This is a genomic window from Streptomyces sp. W1SF4 (assembly GCF_003950035.1).
Taxonomy (GTDB): domain Bacteria; phylum Actinomycetota; class Actinomycetes; order Streptomycetales; family Streptomycetaceae; genus Streptomyces; species Streptomyces racemochromogenes.
This window is the reverse complement of sequence record NZ_CP034350.1, coordinates 3,648,235-3,669,636: the sequence shown is the minus strand read 5'-3', so window position 1 is coordinate 3,669,636 and position 21,402 is coordinate 3,648,235. Positions and strand designations below refer to the sequence as shown.

19 protein-coding genes are annotated in these 21,402 nt (G+C 72.9%); 11 read left to right on the top strand and 8 right to left on the bottom strand.

Annotation, left to right across the window (positions count from 1 at the left end; genetic code table 11):
- Positions 1–26 precede the first annotated feature (26 nt).
- Positions 27–338 (top strand): protease inhibitor I42 family protein, encoded by a 312-nt coding sequence (locus D1J60_RS17080; RefSeq protein ID WP_125595463.1) that lies wholly within the window; start codon positions 27–29, stop codon positions 336–338.
- On the opposite strand, the gene D1J60_RS17075 is transcribed toward D1J60_RS17080, so the two are convergent.
- Positions 322–1,497: a DUF418 domain-containing protein gene (locus D1J60_RS17075; protein ID WP_125821681.1), complete on the bottom strand. Its 1,176-nt coding sequence runs from the start codon at positions 1,495–1,497 to the stop codon at positions 322–324. The genes D1J60_RS17080 and D1J60_RS17075 overlap by 17 nt on opposite strands.
- Positions 1,498–1,641: 144 nt before the next feature.
- Between D1J60_RS17075 and D1J60_RS17070 the strand changes: the two genes are divergently transcribed.
- Together D1J60_RS17070 and D1J60_RS17065 are read left to right on the top strand one after the other, a co-directional pair.
- Entirely contained in the window at positions 1,642–2,310 is a 669-nt protein-coding gene (locus tag D1J60_RS17070; protein ID WP_125821680.1) for a GntR family transcriptional regulator, read from the top strand.
- Positions 2,307–3,608 carry an MFS transporter gene (locus D1J60_RS17065; RefSeq protein WP_125821679.1) on the top strand — a complete coding sequence of 434 codons (1,302 nt, stop codon included), beginning with the start codon at positions 2,307–2,309 and terminating at the stop codon, positions 3,606–3,608. Before D1J60_RS17070 ends, D1J60_RS17065 begins: the two co-directional genes overlap by 4 nt.
- A gap of 52 nt (positions 3,609–3,660) precedes the next feature.
- On the opposite strand, the gene D1J60_RS17060 is transcribed toward D1J60_RS17065, so the two are convergent.
- On the bottom strand, positions 3,661–4,488 hold the full coding sequence (locus D1J60_RS17060; RefSeq protein WP_125821678.1) for a maleylpyruvate isomerase family mycothiol-dependent enzyme: 828 nt from the start codon (positions 4,486–4,488) through the stop codon (positions 3,661–3,663).
- A 139-nt stretch (positions 4,489–4,627) separates the two neighbouring features.
- Between D1J60_RS17060 and D1J60_RS17055 the strand changes: the two genes are divergently transcribed.
- On the top strand, positions 4,628–5,410 hold the full coding sequence (locus D1J60_RS17055; protein ID WP_125821677.1) for a carbon-nitrogen family hydrolase: 783 nt from the start codon (positions 4,628–4,630) through the stop codon (positions 5,408–5,410).
- A gap of 19 nt (positions 5,411–5,429) precedes the next feature.
- Here the strand turns inward: D1J60_RS17055 and D1J60_RS17050 are convergent, their stop codons facing one another.
- Complete coding sequence (locus tag D1J60_RS17050) at positions 5,430–5,954, bottom strand: LURP-one-related family protein (protein WP_125821676.1); 525 nt, start codon at positions 5,952–5,954, stop codon at positions 5,430–5,432.
- A 32-nt stretch (positions 5,955–5,986) separates the two neighbouring features.
- Here D1J60_RS17050 and D1J60_RS17045 point away from each other — a divergent pair, with 32 nt between their 5' ends.
- On the top strand, positions 5,987–6,811 hold the full coding sequence (locus D1J60_RS17045; RefSeq protein WP_125821675.1) for a hypothetical protein: 825 nt from the start codon (positions 5,987–5,989) through the stop codon (positions 6,809–6,811).
- A 50-nt stretch (positions 6,812–6,861) separates the two neighbouring features.
- Positions 6,862–8,700, top strand: a complete 1,839-nt coding sequence (locus tag D1J60_RS17040; RefSeq protein ID WP_125821674.1) for an NHL domain-containing thioredoxin family protein — start codon at positions 6,862–6,864, stop codon at positions 8,698–8,700.
- A gap of 42 nt (positions 8,701–8,742) precedes the next feature.
- Here D1J60_RS17040 and D1J60_RS17035 read toward each other — a convergent pair whose 3' ends face one another.
- The 3 genes from D1J60_RS17035 to D1J60_RS17025 form a co-directional block, all read right to left on the bottom strand.
- Complete coding sequence (locus D1J60_RS17035) at positions 8,743–10,035, bottom strand: M18 family aminopeptidase (protein ID WP_125595454.1); 1,293 nt, start codon at positions 10,033–10,035, stop codon at positions 8,743–8,745.
- 100 nt (positions 10,036–10,135) lie between these two features.
- Positions 10,136–10,870 carry a hypothetical protein gene (locus tag D1J60_RS17030; RefSeq protein WP_125595453.1) on the bottom strand — a complete coding sequence of 245 codons (735 nt, stop codon included), beginning with the start codon at positions 10,868–10,870 and terminating at the stop codon, positions 10,136–10,138.
- Between the two features lie 134 nt (positions 10,871–11,004).
- A complete protein-coding gene (locus tag D1J60_RS17025) occupies positions 11,005–12,831 on the bottom strand; it encodes an acyl-CoA dehydrogenase (protein WP_125595465.1) in 1,827 nt (608 codons plus the stop codon).
- A 176-nt stretch (positions 12,832–13,007) separates the two neighbouring features.
- On the opposite strand from D1J60_RS17025, the gene D1J60_RS17020 reads away from it, so the two are divergent.
- Positions 13,008–13,469 (top strand): SseB family protein, encoded by a 462-nt coding sequence (locus D1J60_RS17020; RefSeq protein WP_125595452.1) that lies wholly within the window; start codon positions 13,008–13,010, stop codon positions 13,467–13,469.
- A gap of 86 nt (positions 13,470–13,555) precedes the next feature.
- Positions 13,556–14,533, top strand: coding sequence for a winged helix-turn-helix domain-containing protein (locus D1J60_RS17015; protein WP_125821673.1), 978 nt, complete (start codon positions 13,556–13,558; stop codon positions 14,531–14,533).
- Between the two features lie 217 nt (positions 14,534–14,750).
- Here the strand turns inward: D1J60_RS17015 and D1J60_RS17010 are convergent, their stop codons facing one another.
- The gene (locus D1J60_RS17010) at positions 14,751–15,215 is read right to left on the bottom strand and encodes a hypothetical protein (RefSeq protein ID WP_125821672.1); all 465 of its coding nucleotides are present in this window, start codon (positions 15,213–15,215) and stop codon (positions 14,751–14,753) included.
- Between the two features lie 210 nt (positions 15,216–15,425).
- Between D1J60_RS17010 and D1J60_RS17005 the strand changes: the two genes are divergently transcribed.
- The 3 genes from D1J60_RS17005 (at position 15,426) to D1J60_RS16995 (ending at position 20,270) form a co-directional block, all read left to right on the top strand.
- Entirely contained in the window at positions 15,426–16,421 is a 996-nt protein-coding gene (locus D1J60_RS17005; protein ID WP_125821671.1) for a pirin family protein, read from the top strand.
- 130 nt (positions 16,422–16,551) lie between these two features.
- Positions 16,552–19,128, top strand: coding sequence for an ATP-binding protein (locus D1J60_RS17000; RefSeq protein ID WP_125821670.1), 2,577 nt, complete (start codon positions 16,552–16,554; stop codon positions 19,126–19,128).
- Between the two features lie 53 nt (positions 19,129–19,181).
- On the top strand, positions 19,182–20,270 hold the full coding sequence (locus tag D1J60_RS16995; RefSeq protein ID WP_125821669.1) for a hypothetical protein: 1,089 nt from the start codon (positions 19,182–19,184) through the stop codon (positions 20,268–20,270).
- Positions 20,271–20,305: 35 nt separating this feature from the next.
- Here the strand turns inward: D1J60_RS16995 and D1J60_RS16990 are convergent, their stop codons facing one another.
- Positions 20,306–21,379, bottom strand: coding sequence for an AI-2E family transporter (locus D1J60_RS16990; RefSeq protein ID WP_125821668.1), 1,074 nt, complete (start codon positions 21,377–21,379; stop codon positions 20,306–20,308).
- Positions 21,380–21,402: the final 23 nt, after the last annotated feature.

Here is a 21,402-nt window from a genome sequence, read left to right as displayed (position 1 = left end):
GGCGCGGACCACGAGGGAGGCGGCCGGTGGAGGTGCGCGGGATCGCGCTGCGCGCCGGGGAGTCGTACGAGCTGCGGCTCACCGGGCGCGGGGCGCGCGGGTACGTGTGGACCTGGCAGGTCAGCGGGGACACCGACGCCGTCGCCGTGGCGGAGGCGCCGGGCTCCGCTCCCCCGCGGGCGGAGCCCGGCGCGCCGCTGGCCCGGACGTACGTGGTGCGCGGCCGCCGCCCCGGCGGGCGGGCCCGGATCCGCTTCGCGCAGGTCCGGCCGCCCTACCCCGAGGAGGCCCCGTACGACGAGTTCGTCCTGGACGTGGAGGTCACCGGCGGGGCTTGAGCGCCCAGTGCTGGAAGGCCTCCAGCGGGCCCCGTTCGAAGTACCGCAGCCACAGCCGGGACCCGGCGGCCAGGGCCAGGCCCACCGCCGCCCACAGGCCCATCACCCACCACGGCCCGCTGCCCTCGAACCGGGCGGCCAGCCCGAGCCCGAAGCCGTAGCAGAGCAGTACGCACAGCAGGTTCTGGCCGACGTAGCAGGACAGGGCGGTGCGCCCGACGGAGCCGAGCGCCGCCGCGCCGGGGACGGCGAACCGGTCGAGGGCCCACCCGATGAGGCCGATGTAGCCGACGGCGACGAGCGGGGCGATGCCGTACCGGCCCAGGACGAAGAAGTCGGGGCCGCCCAGCTCGGCGGCGATGCCCAGGGGCAGTCCCAGGCCCAGCCCCCAGCCGGCCATTTGGACGCGGATCCTGCGCCCGGCGGCGGTCGGGCCGAAGGCGCCGGCGCGGTGGAGGCGGACGCCGAGGAGGAAGAGGAACACCAGCAGCCCGAAGGTGAAGACCGGCTCGATGCGCAGGGCCAGGGCGTTGTCGAGCCGGAAGCCGATCTGCTCGGCCCAGCCGCCGTCCGCGTAGAGCCGTACGGCCTCGGGGTCGACCGTCTTGGGGGAGTCGGGGGTGACGGCGTCGCCGAGGGTCACCAGGCCGACCAGGGTCAGGTGGACGCCGGCCGCGACCCACATCGCGACCCGCCGCACCCGCTCGGAGCGGGCCAGCAGCCAGGCCACCAGCAGCGCGGTGACGGCGTACCCCATGAGCACGTCCCAGGCGAAGACCAGGACGAAGTGGACGGTCCCCTCCAGGAAGAGGAACGCGGCCCGCCGCGGGTAGCGGCCGGGCCAGGGATCGCCCCGGCGGGCGGCGGAGTCGTACTGGATGGCCAGGCCCACGCCGAACAGGATCGTCAGCAGCGAGAGGAACTTGCCGTCGGCCAGGAAGCGGAAGGCCGTCTCGGCGATGGTCGCGGCGGACGGGTCGGCGACCGGGTCCGGCAGGCTCAGGCCGCCCTGCAGGACGCTCCACTCGGAGCCGGGCGAGGCGAAGATCCAGACGTTGGTCATGAGCGTGCCGAGGATGGCGGCGCCGCGCAGGACGTCGAGCAGGGGAAGCCGGGACGCGGTCGTGTCCGCCCGGGGTGTGACGAGGGTGTCGGCCATGACTCCAGCGTCCCGGGGCGCACCGCCGGCTTCTTCCTGCCGGTGGAGGAACGCGGACTACATCCTTCGATGCAGTCCCGGCCCCCGGCGTCCACATCGCGGACGGCCTGATCGGTGCACCCTTCATGTATCTATCCTGTGCGCATGCCGCCAGCCACTCCCCCGGCCACCCGCGCCGCCACCGCCGCCGAACGCGTCTACCACCACGTCAAGCAGGGCGTACTGGACCGCCGCTACGAGGGCGGGACCCTGCTCACCGAGGGCGAGCTCGCCGGGGACGTCGGGGTCTCCCGCACCCCCGTCCGCGAGGCCCTCCTGCGGCTGGAGACCGAGGGCCTGCTGCGGCTCTACCCGAAGAAGGGCGCGCTGGTGCTGCCGGTCTCCGCCCAGGAGATCGCCGACGTGGTCGAAACCCGGCTGCTGGTCGAGGAGTTCACCGTACGCAGGGCCGTACCGGCCCCGCCCGCCCTGCTGGAGCGGCTCGCGGAGCTGCTGGCGGAACTGCGGCTGTACGCGGACCGGGGCGACCTCGCCGCGATGACCACCGCCGACCGGTGCTTCCACGCCGAGATCGTCCGCCACGCCGGGAACCAGATCCTCAGCCGGCTCTACGACCAGCTCCGCGACCGGCAGCTGCGGATGGGCGCGGCCCTGCTGCACGCCCACCCCGACCGGGTGGAGCGCACCCTCGACGAGCACGCCGAGATCCTGGACGCCCTGCGCGCCGGGGACGCGGAGGCGGCCGCCGCCGCCGTACGCGGCCACGTGGGCCGGGTCGGCGCCCTGGTGCGGGGCGGCGGTGAGGTCCGGTGAACGCCGAGCCGCCCGGCGGACGGGGAGCCGTCGCCGTCTGGTGCATCGGCGTCGCCGTCTACTTCGTCGCCGTCATCTTCCGCACCAGCCTGGGCGTCGCCGGCCTGGAGGCGGCGGACCGCTTCCACGTCAACGCCTCCGCCCTGTCCGTCTTCTCCCTGCTCCAGCTGCTGGTCTACGCCGGCATGCAGGTCCCCGTCGGCCTGATGGTCGACCGGCTCGGCACCAAGAAGGTGCTCACGCTGGGCGCCGTCCTCTTCACCGCCGGGCAGGTCGGCTTCGCCCTCTCCCCCTCGTACGGCATGGCGCTGGCCGCCCGCGCCCTGCTGGGCTGCGGCGACGCGATGACCTTCATATCCGTGCTCCGGCTCGGCACCCGCTGGTTCCCCGCCCGGCGCGGACCGCTGATGGCGCAGCTGGCCGGGCTCGTGGGGATGGCGGGCAACCTGGTCTCCACCCTGGTGCTGGCGCCCGTCCTGCACGGCCTGGGCTGGGTGCCGGCCTTCGCGGGCAGCGCGGTCGCGGGGCTGATCGTCCTCGTCCCGCTCGTGCTGTTCCTGCGCGACCACCCCGAGGGGCACGAGCCGCCACCCGTGCCGCGGGGCGCGGGGGGCTTCGTACGCCGTCAGATCCGGGACTCCTGGCACGAGCCCGGCACCCGGCTCGGCCTGTGGGTGCACTTCACCACCCAGTTCCCCGCGATGGTCTTCCTGCTGCTGTGGGGCATGCCGTTCCTGGTCGAGGCGCAGGGGCTGCCGCGGACCACCGCGGGCGGGCTGCTCACCCTGGTGGTCGCCGCGAACATGGGCTTCGGCCTGGTCTACGGGCAGCTCATCGGCCGCCGCCCGGGCGCCCGGCTGCCGCTCGCGCTGGGCACGGTCGGCGTCACCGCGCTGCTGTGGGCCTCCGTCCTGGCGTACCCGGGCGGGCGGGCCCCGATGTGGCTGCTGGTCACGCTGTGCGTGGTGCTCGGCACCTGCGGGCCCGCCTCGATGATCGGCTTCGACTTCGCCCGGCCCGCGAACCCGGCCGAACGGCAGGGCACCGCGTCCGGCATCACCAACATGGGCGGCTTCCTCGCCTCCATGACCACCCTGCTGGCGGTCGGCGTCCTGCTCGACGCCACCGGGGACGACTACCGGACCGCCTTCTCGTCGGTGTTCGTGGTGGAACTGCTGGGCCTGACCCAGGTCCTGCGGCTGGCGCCCCGCGCCCTGGCCCGCGAACGCGAGGCGCTCCCCGCCACCGCGGCCGCCGGGAGCGGCCCCCGGCAGGCCGCACGTCCCGCGCCCCGCTGACCGGCCGGGCGGCCGGTCGGCCGGTGCGTCGGCCGGCCCCGGGCCGGCGGCGCTACGGCGTCACGGCGAACGCGCCGAGGATGGCGGCGGCCAGCTCGGCGTCGCCCTCCACCTTGACCCGGTCGGCGACCGTGCGCGGCCGGACCCGGCCCGCGGCCAGCCGTACGTACGTCTCCCAGTCCATGGCCAGCGACACGTCCGGGCCCAGCGAGGGCGTCTTGTCGAGGGTGGCCCGGCCCGCCGCGTCCACCCGTACCGTGCGCAGGAACTCCACCGGTCCGTGCACGTCGATGACCACGGCCGTGTTCGGCGGGGCGCCCGCGCCCTTCGCCACCACCTTCGGCAGCCCGCCGAGGAGCATGTCCCGCGCCACGAACGCGCCCGGCGAGTCCCAGTTCCCCGGAACGCCCAGGGCCGCCCGCAGGTCCTGCTCGTGGATCCAGGTGTCGAAGGCGCGCAGCCGCAGCGCGAACTCCAGCGTGATCTGGTTGCCCTGCGGCCCGCGCACCATCGTGGTGGCCGGATCCCGCTTCTCGTTGCGGAGCTGACGCTGGCGGCGGATGACGGTGTACTCCAGCTCGGAGGTCATCTCGGGGGCGGTGTGGTGGCGCCGGACGTCAACCGGCACCTCCATGTAGCGGGTGAACTCGTCCACCACGTGCCGCAGGTCCCGCGGGAGGGTGTGGATCGGCCGCGGGTCGCCGAGCTGTTCCAGCTCGAGGCCGATGAGGTGGGAGACGATGTCGCGCACTGACCAGCCGGGGCAGGGGGTCGGCAGGTTCCACTGGGCCTCCGGGAGGGGGAGGACCAGCTCGGTTATCGCCTCGATGGAGTGGGTCCACGCGTCGGCATAGGGCTCAAGGGTGGGATGGACGGTCAACGGGACCCCTCGCTGGCTGTTCAGTGGCGCGTTGTGGACTATTCCCAAAACTACGCTGCCGATGAGCACCCCGACAGCGCTTTCGTGTGACGATCGTAGGCCTTGAGTTGACCGGCTGACATGCCAGGACGGTGGTAGTGTGCGCGCCTCTCTGATCCAAATCGCCGTGAACGACGGGGAGTCGGTGGCTTCCCGGCGGCAGCGTGCCGCCGAACTCGTCAGGGAGCAGAGCGGCTCCGATCTGGTCGTGCTGCCCGAACTGTGGACGGTGGGCGCCTTCGCCTACGAGCAGTTCGAGACGGAGGCCGAACCGCTGGACGGCCCGACCTTCGAGATCATGTCCAAGGCGGCCTCCGACGCCGGGGTCTGGCTGCACGCGGGCTCGGTCGTGGAGCGCGCCGGCGACGGCTCCCTCTACAACACCGCCCTCGTGCTGTCCCCGTCCGGGGAGCTCGCCGCGACCTACCGCAAGATCCACCGCTTCGGCTTCGACCAGGGCGAGGCGGTGCTGATGTCCGCCGGCGACTCCCTGACCACGGTGGTCCTGCCGGAGCAGACCCTCGGCCTCGCCACCTGCTACGACCTGCGCTTCCCCGAGCTGTTCCGCGGACTCGTCGACGCCGGCGCCACCACCATGGTCGTCTCCGCGGGCTGGCCGGCCCGGCGGCGCGAGCACTGGACGCTGCTGAACCGGGCGCGGGCGGTGGAGGACCAGTCGTACGTACTGGCCTGCGCGACGGCCGGCACGCACGCGGGCGTCGAACAGGCCGGGCACAGCCTGGTGGTGGACCCGTGGGGCGAGGTCCTCGCGGAGGCGGGCCCCGGCGAGGCCGTCCTGACGGTGGACCTGGATCCCGCGAAGGTCGCCGAGACCCGCGAGCAGTTCCCGGCCCTCAAGGACCGCACCCTGGGCCGTCCGTAGCCGTCCGGGGGCTCCGTCCTCACCCGCCGGGGCCCCCGCCCTCCCCGTCCTCCCCGTCCTCCCGTTCCTTTTCGGCCATTCTGATCACGCAGACGGCGAGTGCCACCAGCAGCGCCGCGTCCGCGTCCTCGCGGACCACGTCGACGGCGTACGTCTCGCGGATCCGGTACCACTGGCGGGAGACCAGCGCGAGCAGCTCGCCCTCGTACTCGACCTTGAACTCGCGTTCCAGGATCCGCCCGCTGACGTCGAGTTCGGTGCCCTCGGCCATGGTCACGCGGAAGTGGTTGCGCAGCAGGGAGAGCCGCTTGCGCCGGATCACCGCGAGCCGGACCCCGTCCCGCTCCAGGGTCATCGCGTCCCGCAGGGTGAAGAGCTTCTCCCGCAGCGTCAGCAGGACCCGCCCCTCGGGGTCCTCCAGTTCGAGGGTGTCGCGGAAGCGGAGCGCCTTCCCGTCGACGAGGAAGGCGTGCCGGCCGTCCTCGTCCTCGATCCAGTAGTCGTCCCCGATGGCCAGCACTTTGTCCCGAACGAGGTATTTCATACCGTGATCGTTGCCCGGGATAGCGTGGCCCCATGCCCACGAAGCCCCGCACCCGCCTCCTCTACGTGAGCGACCTCGCCTACCCGGCGCGCGGCCGCCGCTACTGCGACGAGGACATATTCCTCACCGCCCGCCTGCGCGAGCACTTCGACCTGGCCCTGTGCCACCCGCTGGACGCGCGGGCCCTCATGCCGGGCTTCGACGCCGTCGTCGTCCGCAACAGCGGCCCGGTCCTGGGATACCAGCAGGCGTACGACGAGTTCCGCGCCGCCGCCCTCGCCGCCGGGACCCCCGTCTACAACCCGCTCACCGGCCGCGCCGACATGGCCGGCAAGCAGTACCTCCTCGACCTCACCGCCGCCGGCTACCCGGTGATCCCCACCGTGGACGACCCGGCCGACCTGCACCTGCTGCCGCCCGCCGGCACGTACGCGGTCAAGCCCAAGCAGGGCGCCGACTCCATCGGCCTCACCTTCACCGCCACCCCGTCGGGCCCGGCGGGGGAGATCCTGATCCAGCCGCGGATCGACTTCGCGTACGAGGTGTCCTTCTACTTCGTCGACGACGCCTTCCAGTACGCCCTGCACGCCCCGGACCCGGCCCGCCGCTGGGAGCTCACCCCGTACGAGCCGACCGCCAAGGACCTGGCCTTCGCCCGCCGCTTCGTCGACTGGAACACCCTCGACCACGGCATCCAGCGCGTGGACGCCTGCCGCGCCCCCTCGGGCGAGCTCCTCCTGGTCGAACTGGAGGACCTCAACCCGTACCTCTCCCTGACCCTCCTCCCGGAACCCACCCGCACATCCTTCGTGAACGCCCTGACCCACTCGCTGCGCGCCTTCACCGGCGGGGCCTGAGACAACGGACGCGTGATCCGGTGTTCACAACCGGATGGCAAGCTTGAAGGATGAACGATGCTGCCCCGGCGCCCACCCCCGCGCCTGCGCCCCGCCGCCGTGCCCGTGTCCGTGCCCCCGAGCTGATCGGCAAGGGGGGCTGGCTGAACACCGGTGGGAAAGAGCTCACCCTCGCTGACCTGCGCGGTCGCGTGGTCATTCTCGATTTTTGGACCTTCTGCTGCATCAACTGCCTGCACGTCCTCGACGAGCTGCGGGAGCTGGAGGAGAAGCACCGGGACACCGTGGTGATCATCGGCGTGCATTCGCCGAAGTTCGTCCACGAGGCCGAGCACGCCGCCGTCGTCGACGCCGTCGAGCGGTACGAGGTGCACCACCCCGTGCTCGACGATCCCGAGCTCGCGACGTGGAAGCAGTACGCCGTGCGGGCCTGGCCCACGCTCGTGGTGATCGACCCCGAGGGGTACGTCGTCGCGCAGCACGCCGGTGAGGGGCACGCGCACGCCATCGCGCGGCTGGTCGAGGAGCTGGAGGCCGAGCACGAGGCCAAGGGGACGCTGCGGCGCGGCGACGGGCCCTACGTGGCGCCCGAGCCCGTCGCCACCGACCTGCGCTTCCCCGGGAAGGCGGTCGTGCTGCCCTCCGGGAACCTGCTGGTGAGCGATTCCACGCGGCACCAGCTGGTGGAGCTGGAGGCCGACGGGGAGACCGTCGTACGCCGGATCGGCAGCGGGGAGCGCGGCTTCGGGCCGGACGCCTTCAGCGAGCCGCAGGGGCTGGCGCTGCTGCCCGACGGGCGGGTCGTGGTGGCCGACACCGTCAACCACGCGCTGCGGGTCCTCGACCCGCGGACGGGCGCCGTCGAGACCGTCGCCGGGACCGGGCGGCAGTGGTGGCAGGGGTCCCCGACCTCCGGGCCGGCGCTGGAGGTGGACCTGTCCTCGCCGTGGGACGTCGCCTGGTGGCAGGGCCGGGTGTGGATCGCCATGGCCGGCGTGCACCAGCTGTGGACCTGGGACCCGGAGTCGGGCACCGTCGGCGTCGCCGCCGGGACGACGAACGAGGGGCTCGTGGACGGGCCGGCCGCCGAGGCCTGGTTCGCGCAGCCGTCGGGGCTCGCGGCCGCCGGGGACCGGCTTTGGGTCGCGGACTCCGAGACCAGCGCCCTGCGGTGGGTGGAGCCCGCCGAGGACGGCTACGTGATCCGCTCCGCCGTCGGGACCGGCCTGTTCGACTTCGGGCACCGGGACGGCGACGCCGCCCAGGCGCTGCTCCAGCACCCGCTCGGGGTGACCGCGCTGCCGGACGGCTCGGTCGCGGTCTGCGACACGTACAACCACGCCCTGCGGCGCTACGACCCGGCCACCGGCCAGGTCTCCACCCTCGCCACCGACCTGCGCGAGCCCAGCGCCGCCGTGCTGGCCGGCGAGGACATCGTGGTGGTGGAGTCCGCCCGGCACCGGCTGACCCGGCTGCGCCTTCCGGAGGAGGCCGTACGCGTGGACGCGGTCGCCCACCGCACCCAGCGGGCGGCCACCGAGGTGGCCCCCGGCACGCTGCGCCTGGACGTGGTCTTCCAGGCCCCGGCCGGCCAGAAGCTGGACACCCGCTACGGGCCGTCCACCCGGCTGCTGGTCTCCTCGACCCCGCCGGAGCTGCTGGCGGAGGGCGAGGGGGCCGGCACGGACCTGTTCCGGGACCTGGTGCTGAACCCGGCCGTCACCGAAGGGGTGCTGCACGTCTCGGCGATGGCCGCGTCCTGTGACGACGACCCGGCCAACGAGTACCCGGCCTGCCACGTCCACCAGCAGGACTGGGGCGTCCCGGTCGTCGTCACGGCCGCCGGCGCCGCACGCCTGCCGCTGGTCCTGGCGGGCATGGACGCCTGACGGGGCCGTCGCGGGTGCTCCCGGAGGGCCGGGCGTTGCCGCTCAGCCCTCCAGGAACGCCAGCAGGGCGTTCGCGAGGAGGAACGGGTCGTCGGAGCCGCAGAGTTCGCGGGCCGAGTGCATCGACAGGATCGCCACGCCGATGTCGACGGTCTGGATGCCGTGGCGGGCGGCGGTGATCGGGCCGATCGTCGTGCCGCACGGCATGGAGTTGTTGGAGACGAAGGTCTGCCACGGCACCCCGGCCCGCTCGCAGGCCGCGGCGAACACCGCGCGGCCGCTGCCGTCGGTGGCGTAGCGCTGGTTGACGTTGACCTTCAGGATGGGGCCGCCGTTGACGCGCGGGTGGTGCGAAGGGTCGTGCCGCTCCGCGTAGTTGGGGTGGACCGCGTGTCCGGTGTCCGAGGAGAGGCAGATGGTGGCGGCGAAGGCGCGGGCCTTGTCCTCGTACGTGCCGCCGCGCGAGAAGACTGAACGTTCCAGCACGTTGCCCAGCAGGGGGCCGTCGGCGCCGGTGTCCGACTGGGAGCCGTTCTCCTCGTGGTCGAAGGCGGCCAGGACCGGGATGTGGTCCAGGCCCTCGGAGGCGGACACCGCGGCGAGGGCGGCGACGCCGGCGTGCACCGACAGCAGGTTGTCCATGCGCGGACCGGCCAGCAGTTCGCGGTCGCGGCCCAGGTAGGCGGGCGGCTCGATCGAGTGGACCATCAGGTCCCAGCCGGCCACCGAGCCCTGCGGCAGGTCCTCTTCCTCCTCCAGGAAGGCGATGAGGTCGCCCTCGCGGGCCTCGCCCAGGCCCCAGATCGGCTGCATGTGCCGCTGCTTGTCGAGCTTGAGGCCGTCCGTGTTGACGGAGCGGTCCAGGTGCACGGCGAGCTGCGGGACGCGCAGCAGGGCGCGGTCCACGTTCACCAGGCGCTCGGTGCCGTCGCGCAGGGTCAGCCGGCCGGCGAGGCCGAGGTCGCGGTCGAGCCAGGTGTTGAGCAGGGTCCCGCCGTAGATCTCCACGGCGACCTGGCGCCAGCCCTGCGAGCCGGTGTCGGGTACGGGCTTGACCCGCAGGTTGGGGGAGTCGGTGTGGGCGCCGATGATCCGGAAGGGGGTGTGGGCGGCCGCGCCCTCGGGCACGTACCAGGCGATGAGCGCGCCGCCGCGCAGGACGAACCTGCCCCCCGTGCCCGAGTCCCAGGCGTCCGATTCCGACAGCTGCCTGAAGCCCGCCTTCTCCAGCCGCTCCGCCGCGTTCGCCACTGCGTGGTACGGCGACGGACTGGCCGTCAGGTAGGTCATCAGATCGTCGGTGTGGCCGCGGTCGAAGCGGGCGGGAGAGCTCATGTGGTTCACCTTAACGACGGTCGTGTTCGCCTTGGCCGGACTGCGGCGGATAGCCGAAAGGTCGAGGACACGGGGGGTTTGCCCCGCGGTCCCGTCGTTCTCAGCCCGGCGGACGCTCGAATCTGCGGTGCAGTTGTCTGCGCTCGCCCCGGCGGATGCGGGGGAGCATCTCGGGGGTCTGCGGCGGGCGCTGCGCGCGTCTCTTGCGTCCGGCGCAGAAGATACAGGCCTCGCCCGGCGGGGCATCGGGGTCGATCGGCGCGCCGGGGTGCTCGGAGCATCCGGACGCGTTGCGCGGCCGCGACAGCTCCCGGGCCACGATGAAGGCCCGGTGGAGGTCGTCCGCGATGCGCACGAAGTCCTGGTCGGGGGAGCCGAGCGTGAGGTGGAAGCGCTGCTCGTCGATCACGCGCAGGTAGTGGCGCAGGACGTCGAGGGTGTACGGGGGGTCGGGCACGGGGTACCCGAGGCGCCGCTGCTCGCCCGCGGGGGCGGGGCCCGCGGGCCGGCCGCCCTGCAGGCGCCGGCCGAGGCGGCGGCGGTCGTTGCAGATGAGGCAGCGGCCCCAGCCTTCGGGCGCCTCGGGGTCGAGGGCGCCGTTGGGGTGCTCGGGGCAGCCGGTGTAGCTCTTGGCGGGGGCCAGGCCCGCCGCCGTCTGGAAGGCCACGTACAGGGCGTCGGCCACCGGGTCGTACTCGGCGGGGTGGGCGCCGTCGTAGAGCTCCTTGATCCGGTCGCCGAGCGCGCCCACGTTGGCCTGGAGCTCCTTGAGGGCGTACGGGCGCCCCGTGGGGACGGAATACCCCCTGCTGCCGTGCTGCTCCTGTGGACTCATGTCTACGAGCGTGCCACGAACCACCGACAACGGCCGAAACGGCCCGACAGCAGTGGCCGGACCCCCGCCAGGGAGGGTCCGGCCACTGTGCGTACGTACACCGCGTACGTCTGGTGTCGGCGAGGCGGCGTGCCTTAGAAGGCGGCCTCGTCGAGGTCCATGAGGGAGTTGTCGACGGCCTCGGCCAGCGCGCGCTGGACCGAGACGCCGGGCAGGACCTGGCCGGCGAAGAACTTCGCGGCGGCGATCTTGCCGGTGTAGAAGGCGGCGTCCTTGGCGGAGGCGCCCTCCAGCTTGCCGGCGGCCACGGCGGCACCGCGCAGCAGCAGGTAGCCGACGACGACGTCACCGGAGGCCATGAGCAGGCGGGTGGTGTTCTGGCCGACCTTGTAGATGTTCTTGACGTCCTCGCCGGTGGCGGTGAGGTCGACGATCATCTGGCCGACGATGGCCTCCAGGTCCACGGCGGCCTTGGCGAGGGCGTCGCGGGCGGGGGCGAGGTCCTCGCCGCCGGGGCCCTCGGCGAGGAACTTCTTGATCGTCTCGGAGAGGATGTTCAGCGAGGCGCCCTGGTCGCGGACGATCTTCCGGAAGAAGAAGTCCTGGCCCTGGATGGCCGTGGTGCCCTCGTAGAGGGTGTCGATCTTGGCGTCGCGGATGTACTGCTCGATCGGGTACTCCTGCAGGTAGCCGGAGCCGCCGAAGGTCTGCAGGGACTGGGCGAGCTGCTCGTAGGACTTCTCCGAGCCGTAGCCCTTGACGATCGGCAGGAGCAGGTCGTTGAGGCCGATCTCGGCGGAGGCGTCCTCACCGGCGGCCTGCTTGAGGGCGATCTCGTCCTGGACGGAGGCCGTGTAGAGCACCAGGGCGCGCATGCCCTCGGCGTAGGCCTTCTGCGTCATCAGCGAGCGGCGCACGTCGGGGTGGTGCGTGATGGTGACCTTGGGCGCGGTCTTGTCCATGAAGTTCGCGAGGTCGGGGCCCTGCACGCGCTCCTTGGCGTACTCCAGGGCGTTCAGGTAGCCCGTGGAGAGCGTCGCGATGGCCTTCGTGCCGACCATCATGCGGGCGAACTCGATGATCATGAACATCTGGCGGATGCCGTCGTGCTTGTCGCCGATCAGCCAGCCCTTGGCGGGGTGCTGGTCGCCGAAGGTCATCTCGCACGTGTTGGAGGCCTTGAGGCCCATCTTGTGCTCGACGTTGGTGGCGTAGACGCCGTTGCGCTCGCCCAGCTCGCCGGTCTCCCAGTCGAAGTGGAACTTCGGGACGAGGAAGAGGGACAGGCCCTTGGTGCCCGGGCCGTGGCCCTCGGGGCGGGCGAGGACGTAGTGGAGGATGTTCTCCTCCATGTCGTGCTCACCGGAGGTGATGAAGCGCTTCACGCCCTCGATGTGCCAGGAGCCGTCCTCCTGCTGGACGGCCTTGGTGCGGCCGGCGCCCACGTCCGAGCCGGCGTCCGGCTCGGTGAGGACCATGGTGGAGCCCCAGCGCTTCTCGACGGCGATCTGCGCGATGCGCTTCTGGGCCTCGTTGCCCTCCTCGTGGAGGACGCCCGCGAAGGCCGGGCCGGAGGAGTACATCCAGATGGCCGGGTTGGAGCCGAGGAGCAGCTCCGCGTACGCCCAGATGAGGGAGCGGGGCGAGGTGGTGCCGCCGATCTCCTCGGGCAGGCCCAGGCGCCAGTACTCCGAGTCCATGAAGGCCTCGTAGGACTTCTTGAAGGAGGCCGGGACCGGGGCGGTGTTGGTGGCCGGGTCGAAGACCGGCGGGTTGCGGTCGGCGTCCGCGAAGGACTCCGCGAGCTCGTTCTCCGCGAGGCGGGCGATCTCGGACAGGATGCTCTTGGCGGTCTCGGTGTCCATCTCGCCGAACGGGCCGGTGCCGTACAGCTTGTCGCGGCCGAGCACCTCGAAGAGGTTGAACTCGATGTCGCGGAGATTCGACTTGTAGTGCCCCATGGCGACGGCTCCGTTAAGGCTCGGGGAGACAGGTTCCTCGTACATACCAATCGGTAACGTCATGATGCTACCCGCCGGTAATAAGAATCAACCCTCAGTTGACCACTGTGACCAGCATCAAGCGGGAATCCCTGGAGGGTGCCTGGGGGCGGGGCCCGCTCGGTAGGCTTCGGTCCATGTACGGCTACGACCAGAACGTGAGCGCGGGGCAGCAGCAGTACGCCGCCCCGCAGCAGATGGCCGGCGGGTACGGCGAGCAGCCGCTCTACCCCGAGCCCTCTCCGCCGTCGCTCGCCGACGCGGTACGGGCCTTCACCACCGGGTCGCTGTCCGCGGAGGACTTCCAGCAGATCTTCGCGACGTCCAAGGTCTACTGCCCGCGCGGCGACACCCCGGGGTTCCTGGCCCTGCACAACACGCAGCACCCGGTCATCCCGATGTTCACCACGCTCAAAGAGCTCCGCCGGTACGCCGGCAAGGAGTCCAAGTACTTCGTGATCACCGGCGCCGAGGTGATCGACCTGCTGCCCACCGGGTACGGCTTCGTCCTCGACATGGAGGGCGACCACCGGATGGTCTTCGACGCGAAGGCCGTCGAGCAGATGGTCGACTTCGCGATGCGCCGCATGTACGGCTAGGCCGTTGCTGCGCGGACGGCCGACCTGTTCTTGGCCGGCCCGTCTGCGCGGGACCGGCGCCGGGGGGTGGAGGGGCGTTGCTGAGGGTGCACTTCACGGCTGAGGACCTGCTCGACGTCACCTTCGCCGCCGAGCCGCTGCCGCTGCTCGAGCTCGCCATGGCCCTGGTCGCCTGGCAGCGCACCGACGAGCCGGCCGTCTTCGGGCCCTGGCGCCGCCGCGTCTGCCGCGCCCTGCCCGGCCGGGCCCGCGGCCCGCTGCGCGAACTCCTGCGTCCGGACGGCCAGAACCCGCAGTTCATCGAGCCGTACGCGACCACCCTGGAGGAAGGCCTGGCGGCCGTCCGCGAGGCCGGCGCGCTGCTCACCGGCGACCAGCTGGCCACCGCCGCCGCCCGCGCCCCCGGCGGCGGGGCCTCCTGGCTGCGCGACCTGTGGGACCAGGACCGCGAGGCCTGGGACCAGTTGGGCGGGGCGATCGGTTCCGCGTACGAGGTGGTCATCGCGCCGTACTGGCCCCACATCCGGCAGTCCTTCCGCGCGGACGTGGCCTGGCGCACCCGGCTCCTGGCCGCCCACGGCATCAAGGCGTGCCTGGCCGGCATCCACCCGGCGGCCCGCTGGTCGGGCACCGTCCTGGAGGTCGACGGGCCGCCCGGGTACGAGGTGCGCCTCGGCGGACGCGGGCTGCTGCTGATGCCGTCGCCGTTCTGGACGGGCCGGCCGCTGCTCGCGGAGGGCCCCGACGGGCCCGGCGGGCGGCCCCTGCTCATGTACCCGGCGCTGACCCCGCTGCCGCTGGTGCAGACTGCCCCGTCCGGCGGGCCGGCGGGGGCCGCGCTGGACGCGCTGCTGGGGCGGACCCGGGCGGCGGTGCTCCGGCTGCTGGTCCAGCAGCGGACCACGAGCGAGCTGGCCCGGGACCTGGACGTCAGCCTCCCGTCGGTCTCGGAGCACACCCGCACCCTGCGCGCGGCGGGGCTGATCACCACCGAGCGGGACGGGAAGGCGGTGCTCCACTCGGTGACGGGCCTGGGCGCGGAACTCCTGCGCAACGGCGGCTGAGGCCCCCCCCGGGCGGGCCGCCGGACGCCCTGTGGGGTGCCCGCGGGGAGGCCTTCCGGAGGCCCGGCGGGCCCACTGGAGGCCGCTTGAGGCTGCTTGAGGCCCGCTGGAGGTCCGCTGGAGCTTTCGGGCACCGCCGAAAGGATCGCCGGAGCGGCCCGCCCTCCCGCACCATCGGGAGCGGCGGGGGACCCACGGGGGAGGTCCCCCGCCCCGTCTATCCCCGGCCGCCGGCCCCGGCGGCCCGGCGGCGGCGCCACAGGGCGGTGCCCGCGGCCGCCACCGCCAGGGCCGCGAGCCCGTACGCGTACAGCAGCGCCGGGTCGGGGCGGTAGGCCAGGCAGAGCCGGATCCCGGCGAAGAACGGGACGCCGATCAGGGCCCAGCGGCCGTCGTAGTCGATCCCGGACGTCGCCCACTGGAGCAGCAGGGCGGCGAGGAACGTCAGCACCGCCCACGCGCCGAGGTAGGGCCACGGCGACCCCGGCAGGGGCTCCATCGGCAGCCCGGTGGCCGCCCACCGGTACACGGCGTACCCGGCGCCGGTCATCACCGCCGCCATCACGAGCGCCGCCGCCGGCACGCGCAGCCACACGGGCGCGCTCCACGAGGGCTCGGGGGCGGCCGCGGGGTCGGGGTCGGTCTCGTGGCCGGCGTCGGGCCGGGGGGTGCTGTTCTCCATGCCCCGGTAGACCGCGCCCGCCGCCCCCTGGGTTGTCAGGTACGGGCAAATACCCCGGTTCGCGGCGGAAAGCGTCCGAAAACGCTCGCCCGCGGCTCCTCGGGACGGTCCGCGCCCGACCGGGAATGCTCCGGACGGGTGAGCTGTTCCGTGCGGTGTGGCAGAAAGTTCGAGTTTCAACTAAACTCGACGCAGAAGGAGGTCCTGACCATGCCCGCAGTGACTGTTGAGAACCCGTTGACCCTTCCGCGCGTGGCCGAGCCCCAGACGGCCGCCGCCCGCAAGGTGCTCGCCGTGACCACGGCTCCCGGGGGGTTCGAGGGCGAGGGCTTCCCGGTGCGCCGCGCCTTCGCCGGGATCGACTACAAGCACCTCGACCCGTTCATCATGATGGACCAGATGGGCGAGGTGGAGTACGCGCCGGGCGAGCCGAAGGGCACCCCCTGGCACCCGCACCGCGGCTTCGAGACCGTCACGTACCTGCTCGACGGGACCTTCGTCCACCAGGACAGCAACGGCGGCGGCGGAGTCATCAACGACGGCGACACCCAGTGGATGACCGCCGGCTCGGGCCTCCTGCACATCGAGGCCCCGCCGGAGCACCTCGTCGTCAGCGGCGGGCTCTTCCACGGCCTCCAGCTGTGGGTGAACCTCCCGGCCTCGGACAAGATGATGCCCCCGCGCTACCAGGACATCGGCGGCGGCAAGGTCAAGCTGCTCACCACCCCCGACGGCGGCGCGCTGCTCCGCGTCATCGCCGGTGAGCTGGACGGGCACGAGGGCCCGGGCATCACCCACACCCCGATCACGATGATCCACGCGACCGTCACCCCGGGCGCGCAGCTCACCCTGCCGTGGCGCGAGGACTTCAACGCCCTCGCGTACGTCATGGCCGGCCGGGGCACCGTGGGCACCGACCGCAGGCCGGTCCACACCGGGCAGACGGTCGTCTTCGGCGAGGGCGGCTCCCTCACCGTCCGCGCGGACGAGTCCCAGGACTCCCACACCCCGGACCTGGAGATCGTCCTGCTCGGCGGCCGCCCCATCCGCGAGCCGATGGCGCACTACGGGCCGTTCGTCATGAACACCCGGCACGAACTCCAGCAGGCCTTCGACGACTTCCAGGCGGGCCGCCTGGGCCGGATCCCCACCACCGCCCGGACGGGACTGGGCCACCGCGGCGCCGGCGAGGCCGAAGAGGACTGACCCCCACCGCACTCAGCACCCCGGACGGGCAACAACCCGTCCGGGGCCGCTTCGTGGAGGTGGCGACGAGAGCGGCGGAAAGTGCCGTCGGGCTGTCGGACCGGCGTGCAAGCATGGTCGCGTGGCAGGTGTGGACACCGTTCGAGGCATCGCCTACCAGCAGGCCCAAGGGGTCCTGGCGGCACTGGAGGTCCTCGACGATCCGGGGCTGGACAGCGTGCGGGTGGAAGGCGCTGACGACGTGGTCGACATCGAACTGTTCGCCCGCGACGGTTCACTGCGCCGAGCGGCACAGGTGAAGATCCGCACCGACCGGAACACCTGGGGGCGACAGGAACTCCTCCTCGTCTTCCGCCGTTGGGCGGAGCTGCCGGGCGCGCGTGGTGCTTCGTTCGAATTCGTCACCAACGGCCGTCTCGGGCCGAGTGGAGAGCTCGTGGCCCAGGCACTGGACGCCGCGGGAGCGGGCGACTTCGGCCCGCTGGCCGGGATGCTCGGCGGAGGGGCCGACGCGGCGGAGTACGAGGCGCTGGCCACCGCCCGGATCCGGCAGGACCAGCGCTCGACGGGGGCGCTGCTGGCCCAGGCCGAACGGCAGGTCGTCGCGATGCTGCCGCACGTCCGCACGGAGGCCGACGCACGCGAGCAGGCCCGGCACGCGGTGGACCGCCTGTTCCTGGAACTGTTCGAACGTGCTGGGCTGGTCGATCCGGACGACCGCGTGCTGCGGCGTGGGGCGATCGCCGGTCTGCTGGGCGTTCCCCCGGAGCAGTCCGCCCACCAGCGATGGCCCGGGTCGGTCCGAGACCGTTTCCTGAGGTCGGCCGCCGCGTCGTCGCCCGGCTCCAGGATTCCGGCCGTGGTGGCCCGTAGCCCGGTGGACGGGATGTCGATCCGCAGGCTCGCCGGCCAGGTCCCCGAACGCTCCGAACCCGTCGCGGCCCTGCTGGAGGGGCCGGGACCGGTGGTCCTGGCCGGCCGGACCGGAACGGGCAAGAGCACCGCCGCCGACCTGCTGCGAACGGAAGCGGCCCGTGGCGGCCGCGTCGTGGTGGTCGCTCATGCGGAGGCCTACCTGCCGGGCCGGCTCACCACCCTCGTCGCGGACGGACTCTCGGCGGTGCTGGACGAGGTCATGCCCCTCGCGACCGGTGCCCAGGCCCTGTCCGACTCCGACGTCACCCTGGTGATCGACGGTGTGTCGGAGGTGGCCGACGACGTGCGCCAGGCACTGCGGAACGAACTGCTGGCCCAGGTGGCCGCGGGCCGGGGGGCGAGGGTCGTCCTCGTCGGCCGGGACGTCGCCGCACTCCGCGCGACGTTGCCGAGCAGTGTGCAGCCGGCCTGCTACGAGGTCTCTCCCCTGGACCGGGACCGGAAGATGGACTTGCTGTCCGCGTTGCGGCCGGTGCCGGCCGACGGCGACGACGAGGAACCCGGGGCACACACGGTGCTCGCCCGGCTGGAACGCTCCCTGGGGGACGCCTCCGACAGCCCGCTGCTCTTCTCCATGGGGCTGACGCTGCTCGCGGAGGGAGTCCGGTTCGCGGACCGCGCGGGCTTGTACGGGGCGTTCGTCCAACGTCTGGCGGGAAGGGCCGGGGCGGTCGGCATCACGGTGGTCAGCAGGATCCTCGGCGTGGCGTACGCGGGCCTCCTGGACCGGGGCCGACGCCACGCCGACCCGTTCGAGTGGTTCGCCCTCCTCGAACATGGCGCCCGGAGCCTCGGCGCAGTCGGCGCCACGCTCGACGTGCGGGAACTGGACAGTACGGCGCGGCGCTGCGGACTCGTCACCCCGATCGGCTGGGACCAGACCCTGGTGCCGGTGCACGACTCCTTCGCCGACTACCTGGCCGGCGCCGCACACGCCCATCGCCTGGTCCCGCTGCCGCCCCGGCTCCGGCAGGGCGACGACCAGCGCGTGTTGTTCGCCGCCGAGATCGGTGGTGTCGGAGCCGAACTTGCTGAACTGGTCGTGCGCGACCTCCCCTTCACGGCCGTACCCCTGTCGGGTCTCGACGACCGGGCCCTCTCGGACGGATCGCCCGGCGAGGTGGCCTCACTCCTGGGCCATCTGGACGCCGGAACCCCGAAAGGCGTGGCCCTGTGGCGCATGCGTGACGGGCGCGTGGTGGCTCTGCGTACCGCGGACATAGACGCGGGCTGGATCGACGAACCAACGGCCCGGGCACTGCTGCGGACCACCGCCGGCACCGTGGTGGCCCCCGGAGCGGGGCCGCTGGCCGTGGCCGTACGCCTCTGGCGGCAGGTCCTGCTGGAGCGCCTGCGCACACCACCGGTGCTGCCCGCGCCGCGCTGCGGCACGGTCGAGGAGGCGTGCACGATGCTGGAGGAGCACGCGGCGCGATCGGCCGCCGCCGTTTCGCGGTTGCTGGCGGCCGTGTCCCCACCGGGTCACCGCGGTGTGCTGGAGGCGCAGTTGGGGCCGACCGGGCTCCGGGCCGTGGTCGGCCCGCTGGCGTCCGGGCCCTGGGGGGACCACTGGCCGGTCGATTTCGTTCCCGACGCCGAGGTCGTCGTCCGAGCCGCTGCCGTGCCGTCTGCCGAGGATTCCCCGCCGCGGGGGTACGGAGGGCGCAGCAGTGTGGAAGTGATCCTGAACAAGGGCGCTGCCGCGGAAGCCGCAGAACGTGTGCGTTCGGCCGTGAAAACGCTCACTGGTGACCACTCGTTCCTTTCTTGAAACGCGCAGTCGCGGGCCCGGGGTCCGCGGTGATCCGGGGAGAGGGAGATCAATTGAGCACGCAGTCCATCTGGCGGGCCGTGGCCCGCCAGGCCGAAGTCTGGGCCGGGATCGCCGTGGTGCAGGAACTCGCGGCCCCGCTCCCCCGCAACGCCTCCGGCACGTCTGCCGGCGTACGGGGCCGGCTCCAGCGCATGCAAGCCGGAGGCATGAACATCGGTGGCCAGCCGCTGAGGGCCGGCAGCTCGGTCAGGTACGCGCTTGCCCTCCCCTTTCCCGGTGGCGAGGAGGACTGCCCCGAGGGGGCCTGGGTCGCTTGGGTCCGAGCCGCGGACCGGGTCGAGGCGGCGCATCGGCAGACGATCGCGTGGCTCCGGTCCAGGCTGCCGGGATATCCGATGATCCCGGCGCCACAGATCTCGGCCGACACTGCTTTGGCCACCACCGAGTTCACCTACCGCCTGGGATGGCATCCCCAGGAACGTGCGGCGGGCTTCCGGTTCCGCTCCTGCCCGCCCACGGCCGCGTCGGTCCTGGGAGCCGACCCTCAACAGGAACACGCGCTGGCCGAGACCGCCCGTCAGCTGGCCGCCGCACTGCTGGCAAGCCCGGAGTGGTCGCGGCTCGCGTGTGCCCGGGAGGCTCTCGACGGCGAGGCGCGTGCCGCTCTCGGTGCCAGCAGGACGCGCTTGCGCAGGAGGCTCAGCCCCGAAGCGATCGATGCCTGCGAGCCGGGTCTGGCGCTCAAGCGCGATCAGTACCGCTGCGTGGTGCTTGCCGAGGAGCTGGAGACTCTGAGCGGCCCGGCACGTGAGTACGCCGACGCGTTCGACGGGGCCGATCTCCTGGTCGAGACCGCGGCCAGTGACGTGTTCGGCCAGCTGGCGCTGTACGGCGCGGTGACCCGGCTGGCCGGCATCAGGGACGTCGATCTGGATCCGGGGCAGTCCCGGTCGGTGCACTTCAGCGTCGACGACGAGATCTGGCTGGTCCCCGGCCAGCTGGTCCGCCTCGACGACGGCCTCATCACCGAGGTCGTCCGGTTGACCGGGGTGTCCATGAGCTTCACCGCCGCCGACGGAGCCCGGCTCCGTCTCACGGGAGAGGTCCTCCCCGGGAGCGACGAGGCGCGGATCGGCTGATGACGTCGTGCGCGCGGGCCCTCGGGCCCGCGCGGCTACGGCTGGTCGGGGCGGGTGGGGGTGGGCTGTGGGCCGTCCTCGTAGCGGTTTCGGAGTTCCGAGAGGATGCCGGAGACGGCCGCCGTCAGGGGGACGGCCAGGAGCATGCCGAGGATGCCGGCGACTCCCGCGCCCGCCGTCAGCGCCAGCAGCACCGCCGCCGGGTGCATCTGCACGGTCCGGCTCTGGATCGCGGGCTGGAGGACGTGCCCCTCCAGCACCTGTACGGCGAGCACCACGCCCAGCGTCCACAGCCCGATGACCCATCCCCGGTCGGCGAGGGCGACCAGGACGGCGACCGCGCCGGAGATGAAGGCGCCCAGGTAGGGGATGTACGCGCCGACGAACACCAGCGCGCCCAGTCCGACCGCGCCCGGCACGCGCAGCACCAGCAGGCCGACGGTGATGCAGACGGCGTCGATCACGGCGATGAAGGTGGTGCCGCGCATGTAGCCCTCGACGGCCCGGTAGGCGCGGCGGGCCATGGCCTCCACGGTGTCGCCGGTGGCGCGCGGGGCGAGGGAGCGCAGGGCTCCGGCCGCCCGGTCGGAGTCCCGCAGGAAGAAGAACATCAGCAGCAGTGCGAGGACCGCCGCGGCGAGGACCTCGCCGACCACGCTGAGGCCGGTGATGACGCCGGAGGCGGCCGTGCCGCCGAACTTGGCGAGCAGCCCCTTGGCGTTGGAGGCCAGGTCCTGGAGCGAGGTCCCGGCGGCGCCGAAGTGCGCGGCGAGGTCCTGACCGGCCTGTTTGAGTGAGGCGACGATCTGGTCGCCGGTCTCGACGAGCGCGGAGACCACCACGTACGCGGCCCCGCCGACGACGGCCACGACGGCCAGGCAGGTGAGGGCGGCGGCGAGCGAGCGGTTGACGCCCAGCCGGATCAGCCGCCGGTGCAGCGGGCCGAGCAGCGCGGTGCCGAGGAGGGCGAGCAGGGCCGGGGTGACGGCGGTCTTGAAGACCATGCAGAGCCACACCCCGACGGCGACCACGCCGGTGACCAGCAGGACGACCGCGCACCAGGCGGCCAGCCGCCGCGCCGGTTCGGGCAGCAGGGGGGGCGTCGGCATCGCCGTTTCCACCTTTCGGCTCG

What these genes read in the sequence shown, in the direction of transcription:
- D1J60_RS17075 (WP_125821681.1), bottom strand. Translation starts at nt 1,497, where the DNA reads ATGGCCGACACCCTCGTCACACCCCGGGCGGACACGACCGCGTCCCGG.
- D1J60_RS17070 (WP_125821680.1), top strand. Translation starts at nt 1,642, where the DNA reads ATGCCGCCAGCCACTCCCCCGGCCACCCGCGCCGCCACCGCCGCCGAA.
- D1J60_RS17050 (WP_125821676.1), bottom strand. Translation starts at nt 5,954, where the DNA reads ATGAAATACCTCGTTCGGGACAAAGTGCTGGCCATCGGGGACGACTAC.
- D1J60_RS17045 (WP_125821675.1), top strand. Translation starts at nt 5,987, where the DNA reads ATGCCCACGAAGCCCCGCACCCGCCTCCTCTACGTGAGCGACCTCGCC.
- D1J60_RS17040 (WP_125821674.1), top strand. Translation starts at nt 6,862, where the DNA reads ATGAACGATGCTGCCCCGGCGCCCACCCCCGCGCCTGCGCCCCGCCGC.
- D1J60_RS17035 (WP_125595454.1), bottom strand. Translation starts at nt 10,035, where the DNA reads ATGAGCTCTCCCGCCCGCTTCGACCGCGGCCACACCGACGATCTGATG.
- D1J60_RS17030 (WP_125595453.1), bottom strand. Translation starts at nt 10,870, where the DNA reads ATGAGTCCACAGGAGCAGCACGGCAGCAGGGGGTATTCCGTCCCCACG.
- D1J60_RS17025 (WP_125595465.1), bottom strand. Translation starts at nt 12,831, where the DNA reads ATGGGGCACTACAAGTCGAATCTCCGCGACATCGAGTTCAACCTCTTC.
- D1J60_RS17020 (WP_125595452.1), top strand. Translation starts at nt 13,008, where the DNA reads ATGTACGGCTACGACCAGAACGTGAGCGCGGGGCAGCAGCAGTACGCC.
- D1J60_RS17010 (WP_125821672.1), bottom strand. Translation starts at nt 15,215, where the DNA reads ATGGAGAACAGCACCCCCCGGCCCGACGCCGGCCACGAGACCGACCCC.
- D1J60_RS17005 (WP_125821671.1), top strand. Translation starts at nt 15,426, where the DNA reads ATGCCCGCAGTGACTGTTGAGAACCCGTTGACCCTTCCGCGCGTGGCC.
- D1J60_RS16990 (WP_125821668.1), bottom strand. Translation starts at nt 21,379, where the DNA reads ATGCCGACGCCCCCCCTGCTGCCCGAACCGGCGCGGCGGCTGGCCGCC.